16 protein-coding genes are annotated in these 21,042 nt (G+C 71.9%); all 16 read right to left on the reverse strand.

Annotated features, from left to right (window positions below; all coding sequences use genetic code 11):
• Window positions 1–120: 120 nt before the first annotated feature.
• Entirely contained in the window at window positions 121–4,149 is a 4,029-nt protein-coding gene (locus ABZ128_RS22535) for an Rne/Rng family ribonuclease (RefSeq protein WP_356850568.1), read from the reverse strand.
• 235 nt (window positions 4,150–4,384) lie between these two features.
• A complete protein-coding gene (locus ABZ128_RS22540; protein WP_356850640.1) occupies window positions 4,385–5,164 on the reverse strand; it encodes a TIGR03936 family radical SAM-associated protein in 780 nt (259 codons plus the stop codon).
• Between the two features lie 127 nt (window positions 5,165–5,291).
• Window positions 5,292–6,278 (reverse strand): hypothetical protein, encoded by a 987-nt coding sequence (locus ABZ128_RS22545; protein ID WP_356850569.1) that lies wholly within the window; start codon window positions 6,276–6,278, stop codon window positions 5,292–5,294.
• A gap of 39 nt (window positions 6,279–6,317) precedes the next feature.
• Window positions 6,318–6,749, reverse strand: coding sequence for a PIN domain nuclease (locus tag ABZ128_RS22550; RefSeq protein WP_356850570.1), 432 nt, complete (start codon window positions 6,747–6,749; stop codon window positions 6,318–6,320).
• Window positions 6,737–6,967, reverse strand: coding sequence for a type II toxin-antitoxin system VapB family antitoxin (locus ABZ128_RS22555; protein ID WP_356850571.1), 231 nt, complete (start codon window positions 6,965–6,967; stop codon window positions 6,737–6,739). Before ABZ128_RS22555 ends, ABZ128_RS22550 begins: the two co-directional genes overlap by 13 nt.
• Before the next feature lie 157 nt (window positions 6,968–7,124).
• Window positions 7,125–9,050 carry a TIGR03960 family B12-binding radical SAM protein gene (locus ABZ128_RS22560; protein ID WP_356850572.1) on the reverse strand — a complete coding sequence of 642 codons (1,926 nt, stop codon included), beginning with the start codon at window positions 9,048–9,050 and terminating at the stop codon, window positions 7,125–7,127.
• 96 nt (window positions 9,051–9,146) lie between these two features.
• Window positions 9,147–10,655, reverse strand: coding sequence for a CYTH and CHAD domain-containing protein (locus tag ABZ128_RS22565; RefSeq protein WP_356850573.1), 1,509 nt, complete (start codon window positions 10,653–10,655; stop codon window positions 9,147–9,149).
• An 82-nt stretch (window positions 10,656–10,737) separates the two neighbouring features.
• Entirely contained in the window at window positions 10,738–11,937 is a 1,200-nt protein-coding gene (rodA, locus tag ABZ128_RS22570; RefSeq protein ID WP_356850574.1) for a rod shape-determining protein RodA, read from the reverse strand.
• Window positions 11,938–11,949: 12 nt separating this feature from the next.
• A complete protein-coding gene (mrdA, locus tag ABZ128_RS22575; RefSeq protein WP_356850575.1) occupies window positions 11,950–14,124 on the reverse strand; it encodes a penicillin-binding protein 2 in 2,175 nt (724 codons plus the stop codon).
• Between the two features lie 13 nt (window positions 14,125–14,137).
• Window positions 14,138–14,842: a rod shape-determining protein MreD gene (gene mreD, locus ABZ128_RS22580; protein ID WP_356850576.1), complete on the reverse strand. Its 705-nt coding sequence runs from the start codon at window positions 14,840–14,842 to the stop codon at window positions 14,138–14,140.
• Between the two features lie 12 nt (window positions 14,843–14,854).
• Window positions 14,855–15,799 (reverse strand): rod shape-determining protein MreC, encoded by a 945-nt coding sequence (mreC, locus tag ABZ128_RS22585; protein WP_356850577.1) that lies wholly within the window; start codon window positions 15,797–15,799, stop codon window positions 14,855–14,857.
• 129 nt (window positions 15,800–15,928) lie between these two features.
• Window positions 15,929–16,948: a rod shape-determining protein gene (locus tag ABZ128_RS22590; protein ID WP_008738981.1), complete on the reverse strand. Its 1,020-nt coding sequence runs from the start codon at window positions 16,946–16,948 to the stop codon at window positions 15,929–15,931.
• A gap of 296 nt (window positions 16,949–17,244) precedes the next feature.
• A complete protein-coding gene (gene ndk / locus ABZ128_RS22595; RefSeq protein WP_356850578.1) occupies window positions 17,245–17,655 on the reverse strand; it encodes a nucleoside-diphosphate kinase in 411 nt (136 codons plus the stop codon).
• Window positions 17,656–17,766: 111 nt separating this feature from the next.
• Window positions 17,767–18,105 (reverse strand): DUF4233 domain-containing protein, encoded by a 339-nt coding sequence (locus ABZ128_RS22600; protein ID WP_356850579.1) that lies wholly within the window; start codon window positions 18,103–18,105, stop codon window positions 17,767–17,769.
• A 2-nt stretch (window positions 18,106–18,107) separates the two neighbouring features.
• Window positions 18,108–19,637 carry a folylpolyglutamate synthase/dihydrofolate synthase family protein gene (locus ABZ128_RS22605; protein ID WP_356850580.1) on the reverse strand — a complete coding sequence of 510 codons (1,530 nt, stop codon included), beginning with the start codon at window positions 19,635–19,637 and terminating at the stop codon, window positions 18,108–18,110.
• A gap of 93 nt (window positions 19,638–19,730) precedes the next feature.
• The gene (locus tag ABZ128_RS22610) at window positions 19,731–21,041 is read right to left on the reverse strand and encodes a hypothetical protein (RefSeq protein WP_356850581.1); all 1,311 of its coding nucleotides are present in this window, start codon (window positions 21,039–21,041) and stop codon (window positions 19,731–19,733) included.
• Between the last annotated feature and the right edge of the window lies 1 nt (window position 21,042).

Consider the following 21,042-nt stretch of genomic DNA (forward strand, 5'->3'; position numbering starts at 1 on the left):
GAACCGCTCCAGCAGGCCGCGCTGGTCCATCACCTCGACGCTGCGGGCGTGCAGACCGCGCGCACGGGACTGCCTGGGCGGCTCCGTCTCCCCTCGGCGGGCCCACGGCCGTACGGCGGATCAGGCCTCGGTCGGGGCGGAGACGGACGGCGGGGTCTGCTGCTCCGCCGCCGCGGTCTTCTTCGTCGTCCGCTTCGCCACGGTCTTCTTGGCCGTCGCCTTCTTCGCGACGGTCTTCTTGGCGGCCGTCGCCTTCTTGGCGGTGGTCGCCTTCTTGGCCGGGGCCTTCTTCGCCGGGGCCTTCTTGGCGGCCGCCTTGCGGACCGTCTTCTTGGCCGCCGGGGCGGCCTCCTCGGCCTCCTCGGCCTCCGCTGCCGGGGCCTCGGCCGGGGCGGCCGCGGCCTCGGGCTCGGCGGCGGGGGCCTCGACGACCACGACGGCTGCCTCCGCGGCGCCGGCCGGCGAACCGGCGGGGGCGGTGGCCTTGCGGGTGGCACGCCGACGCGGGCGGGCCGGAGCGGGCTCCTCCACGGGCGCCTCCGCGACCGGGGCGGCGGCCTCGGGCTCCGCCTCGGCGACGGGCTCCGCGACCGGCTCGGGCTGCGCCTGCGGCTCCTCCTCCGGGGCCTGGGCGGCCTCGGCCGCGGGCGCCGGGGCGCCCGCCGGAGCGGTCGCCTTGCGGGTCGCGCGGCGGCGCGTACGGCCCTTGGGCGCGGCCTCGACCGTCTCGGCGGCCTCCACCGCCTCGGCGACGACCTCCGAGACCGGCTCCAGCACCGTCTCGGCCGGCTCGGTGACCGGCTCGGCCTCGACCTCGACCACGGGCTCGACCACGGCCTCGGCCACCGGGGCCGGTGCGGCCGCACCGCGCGGGGCGCCCGCCGGAGCGGTCGCCTTGCGGGTGGCCCGGCGGCGGTTGCGACGGCCGCTCAGACCTGCCGCGGCCTCCGCCTCCGCGGGGCTGCTGTAGAGCTCCTCGTCCGGGACGAACGCCGGCTCGGGCAGCGCCACCGGAGCGGCGACCTCGGCGGCCAGCTCGGCCTCGGTCTCGACCTCGAAGGCCTCGGCGCCGGCCTCTGCCGTCTGGACCGTCTCGACGCCCTCGTGGTCGTGCTCGTGACCCCGGCCGCCCCGGCGCTTCGCGCGCTTGCCGCCGTTGCCGCCGCCGATCGCGCTCGGCGTCTCCATGTGCACGATGACACCGCGCCCGTTGCAGTGGACGCAGGTCTCGGAGAAGGACTCCAGCAGCCCCTGGCCCACCCGCTTGCGGGTCATCTGGACCAGGCCCAGCGAGGTCACCTCGGCGACCTGGTGCTTCGTACGGTCGCGGCCCAGGCACTCCAGCATCCGCCGCAGGACCAGGTCGCGGTTCGACTCCAGGACCATGTCGATGAAGTCGATGACGACGATGCCGCCGAGGTCGCGCAGCCGCAGCTGGCGCACGATCTCCTCGGCCGCCTCCAGGTTGTTCCGGGTGACGGTCTCTTCGAGGTTGCCGCCCTGACCGGTGAACTTGCCGGTGTTGACGTCGATAACGATCATCGCCTCGGTCTTGTCGATCACCAGGGAGCCGCCCGAGGGCAGCCACACCTTGCGGTCGAGCGCCTTGGCGAGCTGCTCGTCGATCCGGTACGTCGCGAAGACGTCGACCTCGGAGGTCCAGCGCGAGAGCCGGTCGGCCAGGTCGGGGGCCACGTGCGAGACGTAGCCGTGGATGGTCTCCCAGGCGCTGTCACCGCTGACGATGACCTTCGTGAAGTCCTCGTTGAAGATGTCGCGCACGACCCGGACGGTCATGTCCGGCTCGCCGTACAGCAGGCTCGGCGAAGAGGTCGTGATCTGCTTCGACTTCTTCTGGATGTCCTCCCACTGAGCCTGCAGGCGCTCGACGTCACGGCGCAGCTCGTCCTCGCTCGCACCCTCGGCGGCGGTGCGCACGATGACGCCCGCGTCCTCGGGGACGATCTTCTTGAGGATGGTCTTCAGGCGCGCACGCTCGGTGTCGGGCAGCTTGCGGCTGATGCCGGTCATCGAACCCTCGGGCACGTAGACCAGGTAGCGGCCGGGCAGCGAGACCTGCGAGGTCAGGCGGGCGCCCTTGTGGCCGATCGGGTCCTTGGTGACCTGGACGAGGACGGACTGGCCGGACTTCAGGGCGGACTCGATGCGGCGCGGCCCGTTGGCCATGCCGAGCGCCTCGAAGTTGACCTCGCCGGCGTACAGGACGGCGTTGCGGCCCTTGCCGATGTCGATGAAGGCGGCCTCCATCGACGGCAGCACGTTCTGGACCTTGCCCAGGTAGACGTTGCCGACGTACGAGGTGGCCTCTTCCTTGTTGACGTAGTGCTCGACGAGCACGTTGTCCTCAAGGACGCCGATCTGGGTGCGGTCGCCGTTCTGGCGGACGACCATCACGCGCTCGACGGCCTCGCGGCGGGCCAGGAACTCGGCCTCGGTGATGATCGGCACACGGCGGCGGCCCTGCTCGCGGCCCTCGCGGCGGCGCTGCTTCTTCGCCTCCAGACGGGTCGAGCCCTTGATGGACTGCACCTCGTCGGAAGGCTCGGCCTTCTCGCGCGCCGGGCGCGGCTCGCGGACCTTGACGACGGTGCGTACGCCGTCCTCGTCCCCGGCGGCCTCGGCAGTGACGTCGGCGGGCTCACCGCTGCGACGGCGACGCCGGCGGCGACGGCGGCTGGAGCCGGAACCGAGGGCGCCGGCCTCCTCGGCCTCGTCCTCTTCCTCCTCCTCGGCCTCCTGCTCGGCGGTCTCGGACTCCTCCTCGGCGGACTCGTCCAGGTCGGCGGCCTCACCACGGCGGCGACGACGGCCACCGCGACGGCGGCGGCGGGAGGGACGCTCGTCCGTCTCGTCGGCCTCCTCCTCGTCGAACTCGGCGGTCTCGGCCTCGGCCTCGGCCTCGGGCTCCTCGGGGGCGGCTTCCACCTCGGCGGGGGCGGTCTCGGGGGCACCGCGGCCACGGCGGCGGCGACGACCGGCGGGCTGCGCCGGGGCCTGGACGGGCTCGGCCTCGGCTTCGAGCTCCTCCTCGGCCTCCTCGGCCTCCTCCGCCTCGCTCGCGGCGGCGGCTGCCGCGGCGGCGGCCATGGCGGCGGTCTCCGGGGTCTGGAACATCGGCTCGGTGAAGACCGGGGCCTGGAAGACGGCGACGGCGGGCCGGGTCACGCGGCGGCCACGGGCCGGGGCGGCGGGCTCGGCCTTCTCGGCGGGCGCGGTCTTCTCGGCGGCCTCCGCGGCCGGCTGCGGCGCGGCGGCGGCCGGGGCGGCGGAGCGGGTGGCACGGCGGCGGCCGCGCTTCGGCGCGTCCACGGCGTCGGCGACGGTGACCGTCGGGGTGGCCTTGGGGGCCTCCTCCGCGGCGGCCTCGGCGGCGGGCGCCTCGGGCGCGGTCACGGCGCGGGTGGCGCGGCGGCGGGCCCGCGGGGCGGGAGCAGCAGCCTCCTCGGCGGCAGCAGCGGCGGGTTCGGCAGCGGCCGGAGCGGCGGCAGCGGCGGGCTCCTCGGCCGGGGCCGTCACGGCCTCGGCGCTCTCCCCGGCCGGCGCGGCCACGGCACGGGTCGCACGACGACGGGTACGCGGAGCCGGAGCAGCAGGCTCCTCGGCGGCAGCAGCCGGGGCGGCCGCCTCCACCACCACGGCCTCGGCAGCCTCGGCAGCCGGAGCAGCCACGGCCCGGGTGGCCCGGCGACGGGTCCGCGGGGCGGGAGCGGCGGGCTCCTCAGCGGGAGCAGCAAGCTCCTCGGCCGGGGCCGTCACGGCCTCGGCGCTCTCCCCGGCCGGCGCGGCCACGGCACGGGTCGCACGACGACGGGCCCGCGGAGCCGGAGCAGCAGGCTCCTCGGCGGCAGCGGCAGGCGCCGCCTCCACCACCACGGCCTCGGCAGCCTCGGCAGCCGGAGCAGCCACGGCCCGGGTGGCCCGGCGACGGGTCCGCGGGGCGGGAGCGGCGGGCTCCTCGGCGGAGGCGGCCGGAGCGGCGGCCTCGGCGGTCACGGGGGCGGCCGGAGCGGCGGCGCCGCCGGGCGGTCCGGCCGGGCGGGACGCGGCACGGCGACGCCTGCGCGGGGGCAGGTTGTCGCTCGGGCTGTTGGTGTCAGCGCTTTCGGGGGTGTTTTCGTTGTTGAGCATTGCGGGCGGTTCTCCCGTCACGCTCCCGGGCGCCGCGGCTGACGTCCGGTCCGGCTCGGTTCCGCGCGATGAACGCGGAACCGGCCTCCGGGGCGCGTTCGCCACACGGGAGCTGTAGTCCATGGCCGCCGGTTCCGTACGCGTTGTCCGTACGGCCTGGCGGAAGTCTTCAGGTCAGTGCGCGGCCCGACCCAGGTGGCTCCCGAGTGCCAGGGCTGCGCTACGACGACGATCCCTACGCGGCGGGACCTTCCGGCGCCTTCGCGTCGGCGGTCACGGCGGCCGTGGGTGGGGCGGCCGTGACAGCCTCGCGGTCGGGCGCGAGCGGGTCGGTCACCGTGCCGGACTCCTCGTCGAAGAGCCCCTGCGCCAGCCTGGTCACCGCTGCGGGGACCGGCGGCGCCAGGTCGGCCACAGCTCGGAGACCGGACAGGACGTCGTCGGGTCGCACGGCAGGTGTCAAATGCCGAACAACCAGCCGCAGTATCGCACAGGCACTGTCCAGCGGCCTATCAGCCGGAGCAGGAAGGGCTTCGATGCCGACCACGGCCTCGCGGGCGTCGAAGGTGCGCATGCCGTTCTTGGTGCGGCGCTGCACCTCCACCGCCTCGGCGGCGAGGAAGGCCTGCACGGCCCGCTCGGCCTCGGCGGGCTCGACGCCCTCCAGGCGCAGCTCCCACACGGAGGCGGTCAGCCGGTCGGCGAGCCCGGAGGTGCGGGCCTCGACGGCGTCGACGATGTCGAGTCCGAGGGGCATCGACTCGTCCAGGAGCTCGCGGAGCTTCTCGGGGTCGCGGGGCTCGGCGAGCGCGATCTCCAGGTACTCGGCCTCACTGCCGGTGCCGGTGGGCGCGGCGTTCGCGTACGAGACCCGGGGGTGGGGGGTGAAGCCGGCCGAGTACGCCATGGGTACCTCGGCGCGGCGCAGGGCGCGCTCGAACGCGCGCTGGAAGTCTCGGTGGCTGGTGAACCGGAGGCGGCCACGCTTGGTGTAGCGCAGTCGGATGCGCTGCACCACCGGTGCGGGCGGTGGGCCTTCGGGCTGTCGCTTGCCCAGTGGTTCTTCTCCTTGTGCGGGGCTCCGCGGCTCGCGCGGCGCCCTGAGGTCTGGTGAGCCTGCCGGTCACGCCGAGCCCTCCGGCTCATTCCTGCCGACGGGGCAGGGAGGGGGCGGGCGGGTGGCCTGCGGCTGTCGTACTACCCAGAGTACGCGCCCGTGACCTCGCCGGTTCCCGGGGCGGGGCCCCGAACAGGGCGCGCCTGAGGTCGGCGCGCACCTCCCGGACGGTGGTGCGTGCCGTCCGCCAGACCTCGCGCATCAGGTGCCCCGCGGGGGTCAGCACTCGGCGGTACACCTGCGCCACCGGCCACCACAGCACCCGCCCGACCCACCGCAGACCGCGCCCCAGGGCCCGCAGGATCCGCCCGGCCACGTGCCAGGCCCAGGCGAGGACCTGCCCGAGGGGCGTCAGCACCCACCGGTACACCCCGCGGGCGAGCCGGGCGAGCGCCAGCCCGAGGGGCCGCAGCAGGTACCGCCCGACGGGGGTGAGCACGTACGCGTACACCGCCTGCCCCAGCCACATCAGGCCGTGGCCGAGCGGGGTGAGGACGTAGCGCCACAGTCCCACCCAGGGCCAGACGAACAGGGCCTTGGCCAGCACCGACACCACCCACACGAGGCCCTTGGCCAGCGGGGCCAGCAGCCACCGCAGCGCGCCGCGGCCCGCCCACCGGAGCGCTGCGCCCAGCGGGCACAGGAGGTACGCGTACGCGAACCGACCCACCGGGGCGAGGAGGTACGCGTACCCGGCCCGCCCGACGGGGGCGAGCACGTAGCGCCACAGACCCACCCAGGGCCAGACGAAGACCAGCTTCAGCAGCGTGGCGAGGACGAGACCGAGCGCACGCAGCACGGGCCTCACGGTCCGCTCGTACACCCACAGCAGCGCCGCGCCCAGCGGCGCGAGCACGTGCCGGTGCGCGAACCGCCCGGCGGCGACGAGCAGCTCCCACACCACCCGAACGGGCAGCACGACCAGCACCGCCACGATCTTCACGGGAATGCGCACGACGCCGACGAGGCAGCCTTCGCCGCCGGCGTCACCAGGGCGCTTGTCGAGTTCCATACCCTCAGGGACACCGAAAGCGCCCCCGCCGTTGCGGAATCAGTCGATGGACCCCGGCTCGGCCAGCCACCGCGTGCGCAGGTCGATGTGCTTGGCCAGCGTCTCGAAATCCCGGTCGTAGTGCAGCACGGTCAGCCGGTGCCGTGCGGCGGTCACTGCCACGACGAGGTCGACCACACCGGCAGAGCGCACACACCCGGCTTCGGCCAGGACATCCTGTGCGGTGCGGACCCGCATCCACACGTCGTCCGGAATGTCATGCCACACGTAGAGGTCGGCGAACGCCTGCCGCATCTGGCGGAACTGGGCAGGGGACCGGGCGGAATACAGCGCCTCCGCCTCGGTCACCGCGCACATCCCGATACGCCCGGCAGCGAGGGCCGGCCTCCACGTGGAGAACGGTCCCGGGAGGGTGATCCGGTGCGCGGCGGACGTGTCGATTAGGAAGGCGCCCTCGGTCAGCCCTGCCACGGCCCGCGCACCTCTTCCTTGTACCCGGGCTCCCGGCCCTTGTCGAAGGCGCCCTCGTCGTCGAGCTTGATCAGGGCCTCCAACGCCCGCTGCCGCCGGACCCGGGCTCCTATTTCTTCGAGCGCGGCGTTGACGGTGTCCTTCTTCGTCGTGGTCCCGAGGGCCTCCGCGGCCAGTGCGAGGGCTTCCTCGTTGATGTCGATCACGGTCTTGGCCATCAGGGCCACCTCCTGGCAGGGGGCACCGAGTATTCCTCGAAGCGCACCTCCAGGATATCCAGCACGGGCGAGGGCTTAAACGTTTCCGCAGCCGAGGAATAAATATGCCCCCCGCCGTTCCCGGCGAGGGGCACATCAGAGCAGGTCGTCGGCCGCGCTACTTCACGACCGTCAGCGGCAGCAGCTTCTTGCCGGTGGGGCCGATCTGGATGTGGGTGTCCATCTGGGGACAGACGCCGCAGTCGAAGCACGGGGTCCAGCGGCAGTCCTCGACCTCGGTCTCGTCGAGGGCGTCCTGCCAGTCCTCCCAGAGCCAGTCCTTGTCGAGCCCGGAGTCCAGGTGGTCCCAGGGCAGGACCTCCTCGTAGGTGCGCTCGCGGGTCGTGTACCAGGCCACGTCCACGCCGTACGCGGGCAGGGTCTTCTCCGCGGCTTCCATCCAGCGGTCGTACGAGAAGTGCTCGCGCCAGCCGTCGAAGCGGCCGCCGGATTCGTACACAGCGCGGATGACGTCGCCGACGCGGCGGTCGCCGCGGGAGAGGAGGCCCTCGACGATGCCCGGCTTGCCGTCGTGGTAGCGGAAGCCGATCGAGCGGCCGTACTTCTTGTCGCCGCGGATCTTGTCGCGGAGCTTGGCCAGGCGGGCGTCCGTCTCCTCGGCCGACAGCTGCGGCGCCCACTGGAAGGGGGTGTGGGGCTTGGGCACGAAGCCGCCGATGGACACCGTGCAGCGGATATCGTTCTGGCCGGAGACCTCGCGGCCCTTGGCGATGACGTTGACCGCCATGTCGCCGATCTGCAGGACGTCCTCGTCGGTCTCGGTCGGCAGGCCGCACATGAAGTACAGCTTCACCTGGCGCCAGCCGTTTCCGTACGCGGTGGCGACGGTGCGGATCAGGTCCTCTTCCGAGACCATCTTGTTGATGACCTTGCGCATGCGCTCGGAGCCGCCCTCGGGGGCGAAGGTCAGGCCGGAGCGGCGGCCGTTGCGGGTCAGCTCGTTGGCCAGGTCCACGTTGAAGGCGTCCACGCGGGTCGACGGCAGGGACAGGCCCACCTTGTCGTCCGAGTAGCGGTCGGCCAGGCCCTTGGCGATGTCGGCGATCTCCGAGTGGTCCGCGGAGGAGAGGGAGAGCAGGCCGACCTCCTCGAAGCCCGTCGCCTTGAGGCCCTTCTCGACCATCTCGCCGATGCCGGTGATGCTTCGCTCCCGCACGGGGCGCGTGATCATGCCGGCCTGGCAGAAGCGGCAGCCCCGGGTGCAGCCGCGGAAGATCTCGACGGACATCCGCTCGTGGACGGTCTCGGCGAGCGGGACCAGCGGCTGCTTGGGGTAGGGCCATTCGTCGAGGTCCATGACCGTGTGCTTGGACACCCGGTAGGGGACGCCCGACTTGTTCGGGGCGACGCGGGCGATGCGCCCGTCCGGCAGGTAGTCGACGTCGTAGAAGCCGGGCACGTAGACCTGGCCGGTCCTGGCCAGGCGGAAGAGGACTTCCTCGCGCCCGCCCGGACGGCCCTCGGCCTTCCACGCGCGGATGATCTCGGTCATGTCGAGGACGGCCTGCTCGCCGTCGCCGATGACGGCGCAGTCGATGAACTCGGCGATCGGCTCGGGGTTGAAGGCAGCGTGGCCGCCCGCGAGGACGATCGGGTGGTCGACCGTACGGTTCCTGGCCTCCAGCGGGATGCCCGCCAGGTCCAGCGCCGTGAGCATGTTCGTGTAGCCCAGCTCCGTGGAGAAGGACAGCCCGAAGACGTCGAAGGCGCCCACCGGGCGGTGGCTGTCCACGGTGAACTGCGGCACGTTGTGCTCGCGCATCAGGGCTTCGAGGTCCGGCCAGACGCTGTAGGTGCGCTCGGCGAGGACGCCCTCGCGCTCGTTGAGCACCTCGTAGAGGATCATGACGCCCTGGTTGGGCAGTCCGACCTCGTACGCGTCGGGGTACATCAGGGCCCACCGGACGTCCGCGCTCTCCCACGGCTTGACGGTGGAGTTGAGCTCACCGCCGACGTACTGGATGGGCTTCTGCACATGCGGGAGCAGAGCTTCGAGCTGTGGGAAGACCGACTCGGACATCACGCGACTTTCGTGAAGCGGGCAGGGGGCGACTCTCAAGCGTAACCCGAGGGGCGGTGGGCCCCTGCCGCCGTGATCCGGGCCGTCCAGCCTCCCCCGTCAGTACGCGGCCGCTTCGTGGGCCGCCGCCCACACCTCGGGGAGCTCCCGTTCGAGCCGCTCGGCGACAGCCTCCTCGCGGCCGTAGAGCAGGCCCCAGGTGAAGGCCGACTCCGCCGCGCCCGCCGCCTGGCCCGCGAGGCCGCGCAGGGCCTCGCGGGCGACCACACTGTCCTGGTGCTCCCCGAGCAGGGTCTGGACCGACTCCATGGCCTTGGCCTGCCGTTTCGCGCGTTTCCCGAGGGCGGGCCGCGCCGCCTCCGCCGCGTAGCGGGCGCGTTTGGCGGCCTTGCGGGCCTCGTGCAGGGCCACGTCGCGCGGCTGCCCCGGATCCAGGGACAAGGCGTGGGCGACCTTGCGGGCGAGCCTCTCGTGCTCGCGGCGCACCGCCTTCGGCAGGACCCGGCGGGCGGGCTCGGCGGCGGCGGGGCGCAGCGGCGGCTCGGCCAGCAGCGCGTCGAGGGTGTCGAGCAGGGTGACGTACCGCTTGCTGTCGAGTACGGCGAGGGCGCGCCGCCGGGAGTCGGCCCGGCGGCGGGTGTTCCAGATCCGCAGCCGGCTGCGGACGGGGCCGAGCGCGAGGGTGCGCGGGATCTCGCCGATCCGGCTCTGGATGCGCTCCATCAGGACTTCCTGGTCGCGGTCGACGCCGAGTTCGGCGGCCAGCCAGCGCAGCTCCTCGCCGACCGGGTCGGTGACGGCGCGGTCGAGGACCTTGCGGTAGGTCTTGAAGGCGCTGCGCATGCGGCGGGCGGCGACCCGCATCTGGTGGACGGAGTCGGGCAGGCCGCGGCGCACGGCCGGGTCGTGGGCGATCAGGGCGTCGCGCTGTTCGCGCAGGTACGCGAGGACGTGTCCGCCCGCGGTGTCCCCGGCGGGGCCGGGCTCGGTCCGGGCGGGCGGCTCGTGGCCGGTCTCGGCGAGGGCGCGGGCGAGCTTCGAGGGGGCGTGGGAGACCGTGAGTCCCGCGGCGGCGAACCGCTCCTCGACGGCGTCGAGGAGCGCCGGGTCCACGTTGTCGGCGAGTTCCACCTCGACCTCGGTCCAGGCGGCGCCGGCCCGGTCCCGTTCGGCCCGGACCGCGTCGGTGGACAGCTCCGCGAGCACGTTTCCCCCGGCGTCCAGCAGGTGGCTGACCCGGCGCGAGGAGAGCAGCCGGACCTGGGGCTCCAGGCCGGTGTCGCGGACGCGCGAGCGGACCAGGGCGGCGAGGGAGCGCGGGACGGTGTCGCCGAGGGGGGCGGCGATCTCGTCGCGGACGCCCGGGGAGACGGGCAGTTTGAGGTGCCAGCCGGCGTCGGCGCCGCCGGTGCGGCGCCGCAGGGTGAGGCCGTCGGCGGCGAGCCGCTGGTCGGGGGTGTCCCAGTACACGGCGTCCAGCTCGACGGTGCCCTGGTCGGTGACCGCCGCGATGGCGGCGGTGCCGGTCAGGTCGGGGACTCCGCGCCCTTCGGCCTCGGTCGTCGTGAACTCGAATTTGCGCTCGATCTCGCGCTTCGCGTCCGCCATGGATCGAACTTAGTCCTGAACGGATCACGAAGGCAGGGTGAACGGCTGATCGGCCGAGGAACCGTCCGAAGTTCGACCCCGGCTAGGCCGACATCGGCCGTTGCACCTTGATCGACTCCAGTAGTCCCACCGCCACCCAGACCGCGAACATGGACGAGCCCCCGTAGGAGACGAAGGGAAGCGGGAGTCCCGCCACCGGCATGATCCCGAGGGTCATGCCGATGTTCTCGAACGCCTGGAAGGCGAACCAGGCGATGATCCCGGCGCACACGATGGTCCCGTAGAGCTCGGTGGTCTCGCGCGCGATCATGCAGGCCCGCCACAGCACGATGCCGAGCAGCACCAGGATCAGCCCGGCGCCGAGGAAGCCCAGCTCCTCCCCCGCCACGGTGAAGACGAAGTCCGTCTGCTGCTCGGGCACGAACTGGCCGGTGGTCTGCGAGCCCTTGAACAGGCCGGAGCCGGTCAGCCCGCCGGAGCCGATCGCGATCCGCGCCTGGTTGGTGTTGTAGCCGACGCCGGCGGGGTCGAGCTCGGGGTTGGCGAAGGCGGCGAAGCGGTTGATCTGGTACTCGTCGAGCACGCCCAGCTGCCAGATCAGGATGGCCCCGGCCGCGCCCGAGCCGAGCAGCCCGAGCACCCAGCGGTTGGACGCGCCGGAGGCCAGCAGGACGCCGAGCACGATGATGACCATGACCATGACGGAGCCGAGGTCGGGCATCAGCATGACGATCCCCATGGGGGCGGCCGCCAGGCACAGCGCCTTGACCACCGTGCGGTGGTCGGGGTGTTCCAGGTCGCCGGCGTCCACCCGGGCCGCCAGCAGCATGGCCATGCCCAGGATGATGGTGATCTTCACGAACTCCGAGGGCTGGAGCGAGAAGCCGCCGCCGAGCACGATCCACGCGTGGGCGCCGTTGATGGTGGCGCCCAGCGGGGTGAGCACGGCCAGGATGAGCACCAGCGAGATCCCGTACAGGATCGGCACGGCGCCGCGCAGGGTGCGGTGGCCGAGCCAGACCGTGCCGATCATCAGCACCAGGCCGATGCCGGTGTTGAGGGCGTGGCGGACCAGGAAGTAGTACGGGTCCCCCTGGTTGAGCTGGGTTCGGTTGCGGGTCGCCGACCACACCAGCAGGGAGCCGATGAAGGACAGCGCCAGCGCCGACAGCAGTATCGGCCAGTCGAGCCGGCGCAGCACCGAGTCGCGCGAGGTGAGCCTGGCCATGGCGCCGCGCTGGGGCGCGTACCGGGATACGGAGAACTTGTTCGCGGTCTGCATCGTGAGTCCTGCTCAGTCCTGCCGCGCGACGGGCGGGGCGGGAGGTCCGGCCAGCGGCGGGGCCGCTTCCTCGGGGGACGGGGGCACGTACGGCTTGATTTCGGGGGAGGCGATGGAGCCGTCGGGCTGGATGGTGGGCAGCTTCGCCTCCGGCTTGAGCAGCAAGGCCTTGGTGACGTCCTGTTTTCCGGCCATGTCCAGACCGTAGAGGGCGTTGTAGATGTTGCGTACGGCGGGTCCCGAGGCTCCGGAGCCGGTACCGCCCTGGGAGATCGTCATCACGATCGTGTAGTCGTCGGTGAAGGTGGCGAACCAGGACGTGGTCTGCTTGCCGTAGACCTCGGCGGTACCGGTCTTGGCGTGCATGGGGATCTGCTCCTGCGGCCAGCCGCCGAAGCGCCAGGCGGCGGTACCGCGGGTGGCGACGCCCTCCAGGGCGCCGACGATCTGCTTGCGGGTCTGCTCGTCCAGCGGCAGCTTGCCGTGGGCCTTGGGCATGATCGGATCGATGTGCTTGCCGTCGGCACTGATGACGGCCTTGCCGATGGTCGGGTTCCACATGGTGCCGCCGTTGCAGATGGCGGCGTAGATGGTGGCCATCTGGATCGGGGTGACCAGGGTGTCGCCCTGCCCGATGGAGTAGTTGACGGCGTCGCCGGCGCGCAGGAGGTTGCCCTCCAGGCAGTTCTCGTAGGCGAGCAGCTCCAGGTAGGTGCCGCCCTTCTTGCCGGTCTTGCACCAGCTGTCCTTGTTGGCCTTCCAGAAGCGCTGCTTCCACTGGCGGTCGGGGACGCGGCCCTTCTCCTCGCCGGGCAGGTCGACGCCCGTCTCGGCGCCGAGGCCGAACTTGTGGGCGGTCTTGAAGAAGATGTCGCCCGGGTTCTTCACCGGCTTCAGCCCGCCGTCCTTGATCCACTGCTGGTGGGCGAGGGCGTAGAAGACGGTGTCGCAGGAGACTTCGAGGGCCTTGCCGAGGGTGATGCTGCCGTGGCCCTGGGACTCGAAGTTCTTGAAGACCTGGCCGCCGATGGAGTACGAGCTGGGGCAGGGGTAGTCGCCGTCGAACTTGTACCCGGCGTTGACCGCGGCGGTGGTCGGGATGACCTTGAAGATGGAGCCGGGGGCCGCCTGCCCCTGGATCGCCCGGTTCATCAGCGGGACGTTGGACTCCTTGGCGGTGAGCTTGGCGTAGTCCTTGCCGGAGATGCCGCCGACCCAGACGTTCGGGTCGTAGGTGGGGTTGGAGGCCATGGCGACGACGCGGCCGGTCTTGGACTCCAGCACGACCACCGCTCCTGCGTCGGCCTTGTACGGGACGCCCGTGTTGCGGTCGATCTGCTTGCGGGCCTCCACCATCGCCGCGTTCAGCTCGTACTCGGCGACGCCCTGGACGCGGGCGTCGATGCTGGTGACGAGGTGGGCGCCGGGGATGCCCGGGTCGTTCTTGGCCTCGCCCATGACCCGGCCGAGGTTGTCCACCTCGTAACGGGTGACGCCCGACTTGCCGCGCAGCACCCGGTCGTAGGTCCGTTCCAGTCCGAAGCGGCCCACCTGGTCGGAGCGCAGCAGCGGGGAGTTGGTGTTCTTGGCCTCCTGGATCTCCTCGTCGGTGACCGGGGAGAGGTAGCCGAGCACCTGGCCGGTGTTGGCGCCGCCGGGGGCCGGGTAGCGGCGTACGGCGGTGGGCTCGGCGGTGATGCCGGGGAACTCCTCCGGGCGCTCGCGGATCTGCAGGGCCTGCTGGGTCGTGGCCTCGGCGGTGACCGGGATCGGCTGGTACGGGGAGCCGTTCCAGCACGGCTTGGGGGTCTTGGAGTCGCAGATGCGGACCTTCTCCATGACCTCCTGGGGCTTCATGTCCAGTACGGCGGAGAGCCGGGTCAGGACGTCCTTGCCCTTGTCCTTCATCTTCATCAGCGCCGTACGGCTGGCCGAGACGACGAGTCGGGTCTCGTTGTCGGCGAGCGGGACCCCGCGGGCGTCCAGGATCGAGCCGCGCACGGCGGGCTGGACCACCTGCTGCACGTGGTTGCTCTTGGCCTCGTGGTAGTACTCGGCGCCGTTGCGGATCTGGAGGTACCACAGGCGCCCGCCCAGGGTGCACAGGAAGGAGACGACGAGCACCTGGATGATCACCAGCCGGATCTGCACCCGGGAGCTGCGGCCGGTCTCGGGGATGTTGCTCACGGGCGCTCGCCTCTCACAGCTTCTTGATGCTCTTCACGCTCTTCACGGCCTTGACGCCCTTTATCCGGACGGCCTTGTTGGCGCGGTTGCGAGAGGTCATGAGGCGCAGGCCGCCCCGCTGGCTGCCGATGCGCAGACCGGTGCCGCCGGCGAGCCAGCCCGCGGACACGTCGGTGCCCGTGGCCGGTCCGCCGTTCGCCTCCACGGCCATCGGGTCGTTCTCGGCGCGCCGGGCGAGCGCCATGATGAACGGCACGGTGAACGGCGCGAGCAGCAGGTCGTAGAGGGTCGCGGTGAACAGCAGGCCGGTCAGGCCCACATGGCGGGCGGCCGTGTCGCCGACGAGGGCGCCCACACCGGCGTAGAGCAGCGTGGAGCCGATCGCGGCACCGACGACGGTCAGCAGGGGGCCCCAGGCGGAGCGGAACCGCCCGGAGTCGGGGCGGACCAGGCCGGCCGCGTAGCCGATGACGCACAGGACGAGCGCGTACCGCCCGGCGGCGTGGTCGGCCGGCGGGGCCAGGTCGGCGAGGAGGCCTGCGGCGAAGCCGATGAGGGCGCCGCTGAGGTGCCCGTACACGAGTGCGAGGGCGACGACGGTCAGCAGCACCAGGTCGGGTACCGCGCCGGGCAGTTGCAGCCGGCCGAGCACGGTGACCTGGATGACGAGGGCGACCACCACGAGGGTGGACGCGAGGAGGATCCGGTTGAAGCGCATGGGGGACGGCTCCTACTCGTCGGCCGGGTTGCCGGGCGCACTGGCGGACGGGGACGGCGTGACCGTGACGGTGACCGTCGGGGTCGGCTGGACCTGGGGCTTGGGCGGCAGGACGGCGTCGCGCGGATCCTCGCGCGGCGGCATCACCACGACGCCGACGATGTCCAGGCGGGAGAAGCCGACGAACGGACGGACCCAGATCGTACGGGTCAGGTCGCCGCGCGAGGGGTCGACCTTGACCACCTCTCCGATCGGGACGCCGGGCACGAAAGGCTTGTTGCCGCGGGAGCCGAAGGTGACGAGCCGGTCGCCGGGGCTGACCTTGGCCTTGCCGTTGAGCATCTGGACGGACAGCGCCCGGTCGCCCTGGCCGGTCGCGAAACCGAGCTCGCCGGTCTTCTCCAGCCGGGTCCCGACGGTGAAGTCGGGGTCGTTGGCGAGGACGACGGTGGCGGTGTCGGGGCCCACCGTGGCGACGCGGCCGACGAGTCCGTCCCCGTTGAGGACGGTCATGTCGCGCTCGATGCCGTCCTTGCTGCCCGCGTCGATGGTGACGGTCCAGGAGAAGCCCTGGGCCGCTCCTATGGCGATGACCTCGGCGCCCTTGATGCCGTACTGTCCGGCGCCGGCCCGCTTGAGCATCTCGTCGAGCTCGCGGATCCGGCTGCGGGTCTGGTCCTCGCTGCCCAGTTTGGCCTTCAGGGCGGCGTTCTCGCGCTCCAGCACCGCGATGCGGTTGTGGCGCTCACCGGAGTCCCGTACGGCCCCTATGGCGTTGGCGACCGGATCCACGGCGGTCGCGACGCCCTTCTCGACCGGACCGAAGACCGCGGCGGCGGCCTGCCGGGCACCGTCGACCGGAGACTCCTCGCCCGCCCTGATGTCCACCGTGATCAACGCGAACGCGATGGCGATCATGAGCACCAGGAGCAGCCGGCTTTCTCGTGTGTCCCTCACGTGCGGCGGCCGTGCCTTCCTCGTCGGAATTTTCTTTGTCTGTATATCAACGATCCGCCGCACGGGCGCGGCAGCACCCGTACGGCGGATCATTGTGTTCCGCATGGCCCCCCGGGAGGGGGGTCTGTGTCAGCGCCGGGGCTGGGCGTCCAGGACCTGCTGGAGTGCCTCGAACTCCTCCACGCACTTGCCGGAGCCGAGCGCGACGGAGTCGAGGGGGTCCTCCGCGATGTGGATCGGCATGCCGGTCTCGCGCCGCAGCCGCTCGTCGAGGCCGCGCAGCAGGGCGCCGCCGCCGGTCAGGACGATGCCGCGGTCCATGATGTCGCCGGAGAGCTCCGGCGGGCACTTGTCGAGCGTGGTCTTGACCGCGTCGACGATGGCGTTGACGGGCTCCTCGATGGCCTTGCGGACCTCGGCGGCCGAGATGACGACCGTCTTGGGCAGTCCGGAGACGAGGTCACGGCCGCGGATCTCGGTGTGCTCGTCCTTGTCGAGGTCGTAGGCCGACCCGATGGTGATCTTGATCTGCTCGGCGGTCCGCTCACCGAGGAGGAGGCTGTACTCCTTCTTGATGTGCTGGATGATCGCGTTGTCGAGCTCGTCGCCGGCCACCCGGATGGACTGCGCCGTGACGATTCCGCCGAGGGAGATGACGGCGACCTCGGTGGTGCCGCCGCCGATGTCCACGACCATGTTGCCGGTGGCCTCGTGGACGGGCAGGCCCGAGCCGATGGCGGCGGCCATGGGCTCCTCGATGATGTGCACCTGGCGGGCGCCGGCCTGCGTGGACGCCTCGATGACGGCGCGGCGCTCCACTCCCGTGATGCCGGAGGGAACGCAGACGACCACGCGCGGGCGGGCGAGGTAGCGGCGCTTGTGGATCTTGAGGATGAAGTACCGGAGCATACGCTCGGTGATCTCGAAGTCGGCGATGACGCCGTCCTTGAGGGGCCTGACGGCGACGATGTTGCCGGGCGTCCGGCCGATCATCTTCTTCGCCTCGGAGCCGACCGCCAGGATGCCGCCGGTGTTCGTGTTGATGGCGACCACGGACGGCTCGTTCAGGACGATCCCCCGGCCCCTCACGTACACCAGCGTGTTGGCGGTCCCGAGGTCGATCGCCATGTCACGGCCGATGAACGACATGTTGTTCCCCTTGTTCCCCATGAGGAGCGTCTGGCCTTCCAGTTGAAAGCGGCTGCTGTCAGGTCGGCGAGGTGGGTGTGTGGGTGGAGGCCCCATCGTAGTGCCGCAGGTGCGGACATCGCGCGACGGGACTCCGGCAATCCCGCCGGAACGGATACCCGCCCCCTTAGTGGTGACGTCGTGTCCTGCACACGCGTTCCCCGAACCGTCCGGTAATACCGGAGGGCGACCGAAATTACTTCGGTCGCCCCAGGTCATGAGCGCTATTCGGCTGATGTTGCGTCAGGAAGGACTCATCAGAGGGCGGGGAAGAACAGCTTCAGCTCGCGCTCGGCGGACTCCTCGGAGTCCGACGCGTGGATCAGGTTCTCCCGCGTGACGGTGCCGAAGTCGCCCCGGATGGACCCGGGCGCCGCGGCAATCGGGTCAGTGGGTCCGGCCAGCTGGCGGACACCCTCGATCACGCGTTCCCCTTCGACGACGAGGACGACGACGGGGCCGCTCGCCATGAAGCCCATGAGGGGCTCGTAGAAGGGCTTGCCCTTGTGCTCCCCGTAGTGGGTCTCCAGGGTCTCCTGGTCCAGGGTGCGCAGCTCCAGCGCGGGGATGCTCCAGCCGGCCTTGCGCTCGATGCGGCCGATGACCTCGCCGATCAGGCCACGCCGGACGGCGTCCGGCTTGAGGATGACGAGAGTGCGCTGGGTCATGGTGTGGCTCCTTGCGGCATACGGGTGCGGTCCCAAGAGGCTACAGGGGGCCGGTGGCGCCCCTGTGCGCCGCCCGGACCGCCCGGGGGCCACCCGGGCGGTCCGCGCCGACTACGCCTCGGCCTGCGCGGCCCGACGGGCCTTGATGGTGTCGACCTTCCGGCCGTAGTGCACCGAGCACCACCAGAGGGCGGCGAACACGGCCCCGAGGAAGAACATCGTCGGGACCACGAAGCCGCTCGCGATCAGCCCGATCTGCAGCGCCCAGCCGATCTGCACCGCGCCCGGGCGCGACAGCATCCCGCACAGCAGCACCGACAGCAGCATGGCGACCCCGCATACCGTCCAGACGGCGGCCTGGGTCAGCTCCGGGTTCTTCATGGCCACCAGGCCGGCGAAGCCGATCACGAAGAACTCGCCGATCAGCGTCGAGGCACACAGCGTGCGCATCCTCAGCCCCTCTTCAGCAGCAGGCGGGCCTCGCCCACCGTGATCACGGAACCGGTCACCAGGACCCCGGCCCCTCCGTACTCGGCCTCTTCCTCCGCCAGCGTGATCGCCGCCTCCAGGGCGTCGTCCAGCCGCGGCTCCACCTGCACCCGCTCGGCGCCGAAGACCTCGACCGCGACGGCCGCCAGATCGTCGGCGGACATCGCCCGGTGACTGGAGTTCTCCGTCACCACGACCTCCGCGAAGATCGGCTCGAAGGCCTCGAAGACCCCGCGCACGTCCTTGTCGTCGCTCGCGCCGACGACCCCGATCAGCCGGCTGAAGCCGAACGCCTCGGTCACCGCCTCCGCCGTCACCTGCGCGCCCGCCGGATTGTGCGCCGCGTCCAGGATCACCGTCGGACTGCGGCGTACGACCTCCATCCGGCCCGGCGAGGTCACCGAGGCGAAGGCGCTGCGCACGGTGTCCACGTCCAGCTCCCGCGACTGCTCCGCGCCGACGCCGAAGAAGGCCTCGACCGCCGCGAGCGCCACCGCCGCGTTGTGCGCCATGTGGGCGCCGTACAGCGGCAGGAAGATGCCCTCGTACTCGCCGCCCATGCCGCGCAGCGTCAGCATCTGCCCGCCGACCGCCACCTCGCGCGAGACGACGCCGAACTCCATGCCCTCGCGGGCCACGGTCGCATCGACCTCGACGGCCCTCTTTAGCAGCACCTGCGCCGCGTCCACCGGCTGCTGCGCCAGGATCACGGTGGCGTCCTGCTTGATGATGCCGCCCTTCTCGCGGGCGATCTCGCCGGGGGTGGAGCCCAGCCGGTCGGTGTGGTCCAGGCTGATGGGGGTGACCACCGCGACCGAACCGTCGATCACGTTGGTGGCGTCCCAGGCGCCGCCCATGCCCACCTCGACGACGGCCGCGTCGACCGGGGCGTCCGCGAAGGCCGCGTACGCCATCCCGGTGAGCACCTCGAAGAAGGACAGCCGGTACTCCTCGGCGGCGTCGACCATCTCCACGTACGGCTTGATGTCGTGGTACGTCTCGACGAACCGCTCGGCGCTGATCGGCGCCCCGTCCAGGCTGATCCGCTCGGTGACCGACTGCACGTGCGGGCTGGTGTAGCGGCCCGTGCGCAGGTCGAAGGCATTGAGCAGGGCCTCGATCATGCGGGCGGTGCTGGTCTTGCCGTTGGTGCCGGTGACGTGGATGGAGGGGTACGCGCGCTGCGGCTCGCCCAGGACGTCCATCAGCGCGGCGATCCGGCTGACGGACGGCTCCAGCTTGGTCTCGCCCCACCGGGTGGCGAGCTCCTGCTCCACTTCCTGCAGCGCCTTGGCCACCTCCGGGTCGACGGGCTCGGCCGGCACCGGGTCGCCCTGGGGCGGCCCGGCCTGGGCGCGCAGGGTACGGCTGCCGGCCTCGATCACCGCCAGGTCGGGATCACGGTCGGACTCTTCCGCCACGATCCGGTCGAACAGTTCGGCGGTGCCGTCGTGGTCGTCTCGGTCGGGGCTCTCGGGCTGCTGCTCACTCACGAGCCCAGTCTACGGACGAGGGGCGGGGTGACTTCGAACCCGGCCGTTTCGGTACGCGGGGCGCACCTGCGCCGCCGGTGGACCTGATCGGCGTCAGTGCGCCCCGGCGGTGCCCGGGCCCGGGTAGTCGGAGCCGAAGCAGGCCCGGATCTCGCGCTCGCTGTCCGGGCGTCCCGCGAAGTTGAGACGGGAGTCGTGCTCCTGGGGCGCGGCCTTGGGGTCGGCGCCGAAGGAGACCGACCACCAGTAGACCCCGGCCATCTTCCGCTCCCGGACGACCTCGCAGACCGCCTTGTACCAGTTCGCCTGGACGGCGGGGTTGACGCGGCGCTTCGTGTAGAAGTCGCCGGGCGCCTGGTAGGCGCCGTCCATCGCGCTGATGCCGGCCTCGGAGAGCACGATCCGCGGGAGGGCCTCCTTGCTCTTCTTGTCGAGCCAGGTGTTCCAGCCGGCGACGAGCTCGTCGACGGATGCGTCGTCGGCGGCCTTGACGGGGAAGTAGGCGTCCACGCCGAGCCGGGTGACGGGGACGGCGATCCGGCCGTTGACGTAGTTGTCCCAGTTGGCGTCGTAGGACACCTCGCCCTTGAACCGCTTCTCGGCCTGCGTGATCAGGTCCTTCCAGCCGGGGTGGCCCTCCATGGAGTTCAGCTCGGTCCCGATCACGAAGGTCGCCGCCTGCCGGCGCTGGGCCACGTCGAGGTAGGGGCCGAGCAGGGCCTCGTAGGAGGCGAACCAGGCCGTCTTGTCGGTCGGCTTGATGTTGCCGCGCCAGCCCTCCGGCGGGATGAGCGCCGCCTCGTCCAGGGTCGGCCGGACGGTGGTGCGCAGCCCTGCCTCGTGGAAGACCCGCAGGACGGTGTCGAGGTGCTCGGGGGTCGGCGTACCGCGGCCGGCGGCGAGCTTAGTCGAGGTGCGGCCCTCGGTGTAGAAGGGGAAGGAGACGGAGACCGCATTGGCCTTCAGTCCGACGAGGTAGTCGGCCTGCACGCGCGCCTGCTTCTCGACGTACGCGTCGCCGTGCTCCTTGGTGTCCTCCCAGAAGATCTGGACGCCCCACTCCGGCATGCCGGGCTTCCACGGCTTGTCCACCTTCAGGGCGGGCCCGGTCGGCGCGCCCGCGTCCGCAGCCGTGCCGCTCGCCTGCGGAGCGGTCCCGCTTCCGTTCGCGAGGACGGTGCCGTCCGGGCCGCCCCCCTTCTTGGCCGGGGAGCCGTGCAGCACCAGGGCCGGGGCGAGGGAGCCGGCCCTCCAGCGCAGGGGGTGGTCGCCGACCACGAACGGCAGGCCGATGACCAGCGAGGTCACGGTGACGGGGAGGACGGCGAGCAGCGGGACCTTGGAGCGCTTCTTCCGCGCGTTCTCCGCGCTCTTCGTGTGCGGTGCGTTCTTCTCGTTCTTCACG

The organism is Streptomyces sp. NPDC006326 (genome assembly GCF_040612915.1).
Classification (GTDB): Bacteria; Actinomycetota; Actinomycetes; order Streptomycetales; family Streptomycetaceae; genus Streptomyces.

Bases quoted from the DNA above. Each gene is read 5' to 3' on its own strand.
- ABZ128_RS22535 (WP_356850568.1), bottom strand. From the start codon at position 4,149: ATGCTCAACAACGAAAACACCCCCGAAAGCGCTGACACCAACAGCCCG.
- ABZ128_RS22545 (WP_356850569.1), bottom strand. From the start codon at position 6,278: ATGGAACTCGACAAGCGCCCTGGTGACGCCGGCGGCGAAGGCTGCCTC.
- ABZ128_RS22555 (WP_356850571.1), bottom strand. From the start codon at position 6,967: ATGGCCAAGACCGTGATCGACATCAACGAGGAAGCCCTCGCACTGGCC.
- ABZ128_RS22565 (WP_356850573.1), bottom strand. From the start codon at position 10,655: ATGGCGGACGCGAAGCGCGAGATCGAGCGCAAATTCGAGTTCACGACG.
- rodA (WP_356850574.1), bottom strand. From the start codon at position 11,937: ATGCAGACCGCGAACAAGTTCTCCGTATCCCGGTACGCGCCCCAGCGC.
- mreD (WP_356850576.1), bottom strand. From the start codon at position 14,842: ATGCGCTTCAACCGGATCCTCCTCGCGTCCACCCTCGTGGTGGTCGCC.
- ABZ128_RS22590 (WP_008738981.1), bottom strand. From the start codon at position 16,948: ATGTCGTTCATCGGCCGTGACATGGCGATCGACCTCGGGACCGCCAAC.
- ndk (WP_356850578.1), bottom strand. From the start codon at position 17,655: ATGACCCAGCGCACTCTCGTCATCCTCAAGCCGGACGCCGTCCGGCGT.
- ABZ128_RS22600 (WP_356850579.1), bottom strand. From the start codon at position 18,105: ATGCGCACGCTGTGTGCCTCGACGCTGATCGGCGAGTTCTTCGTGATC.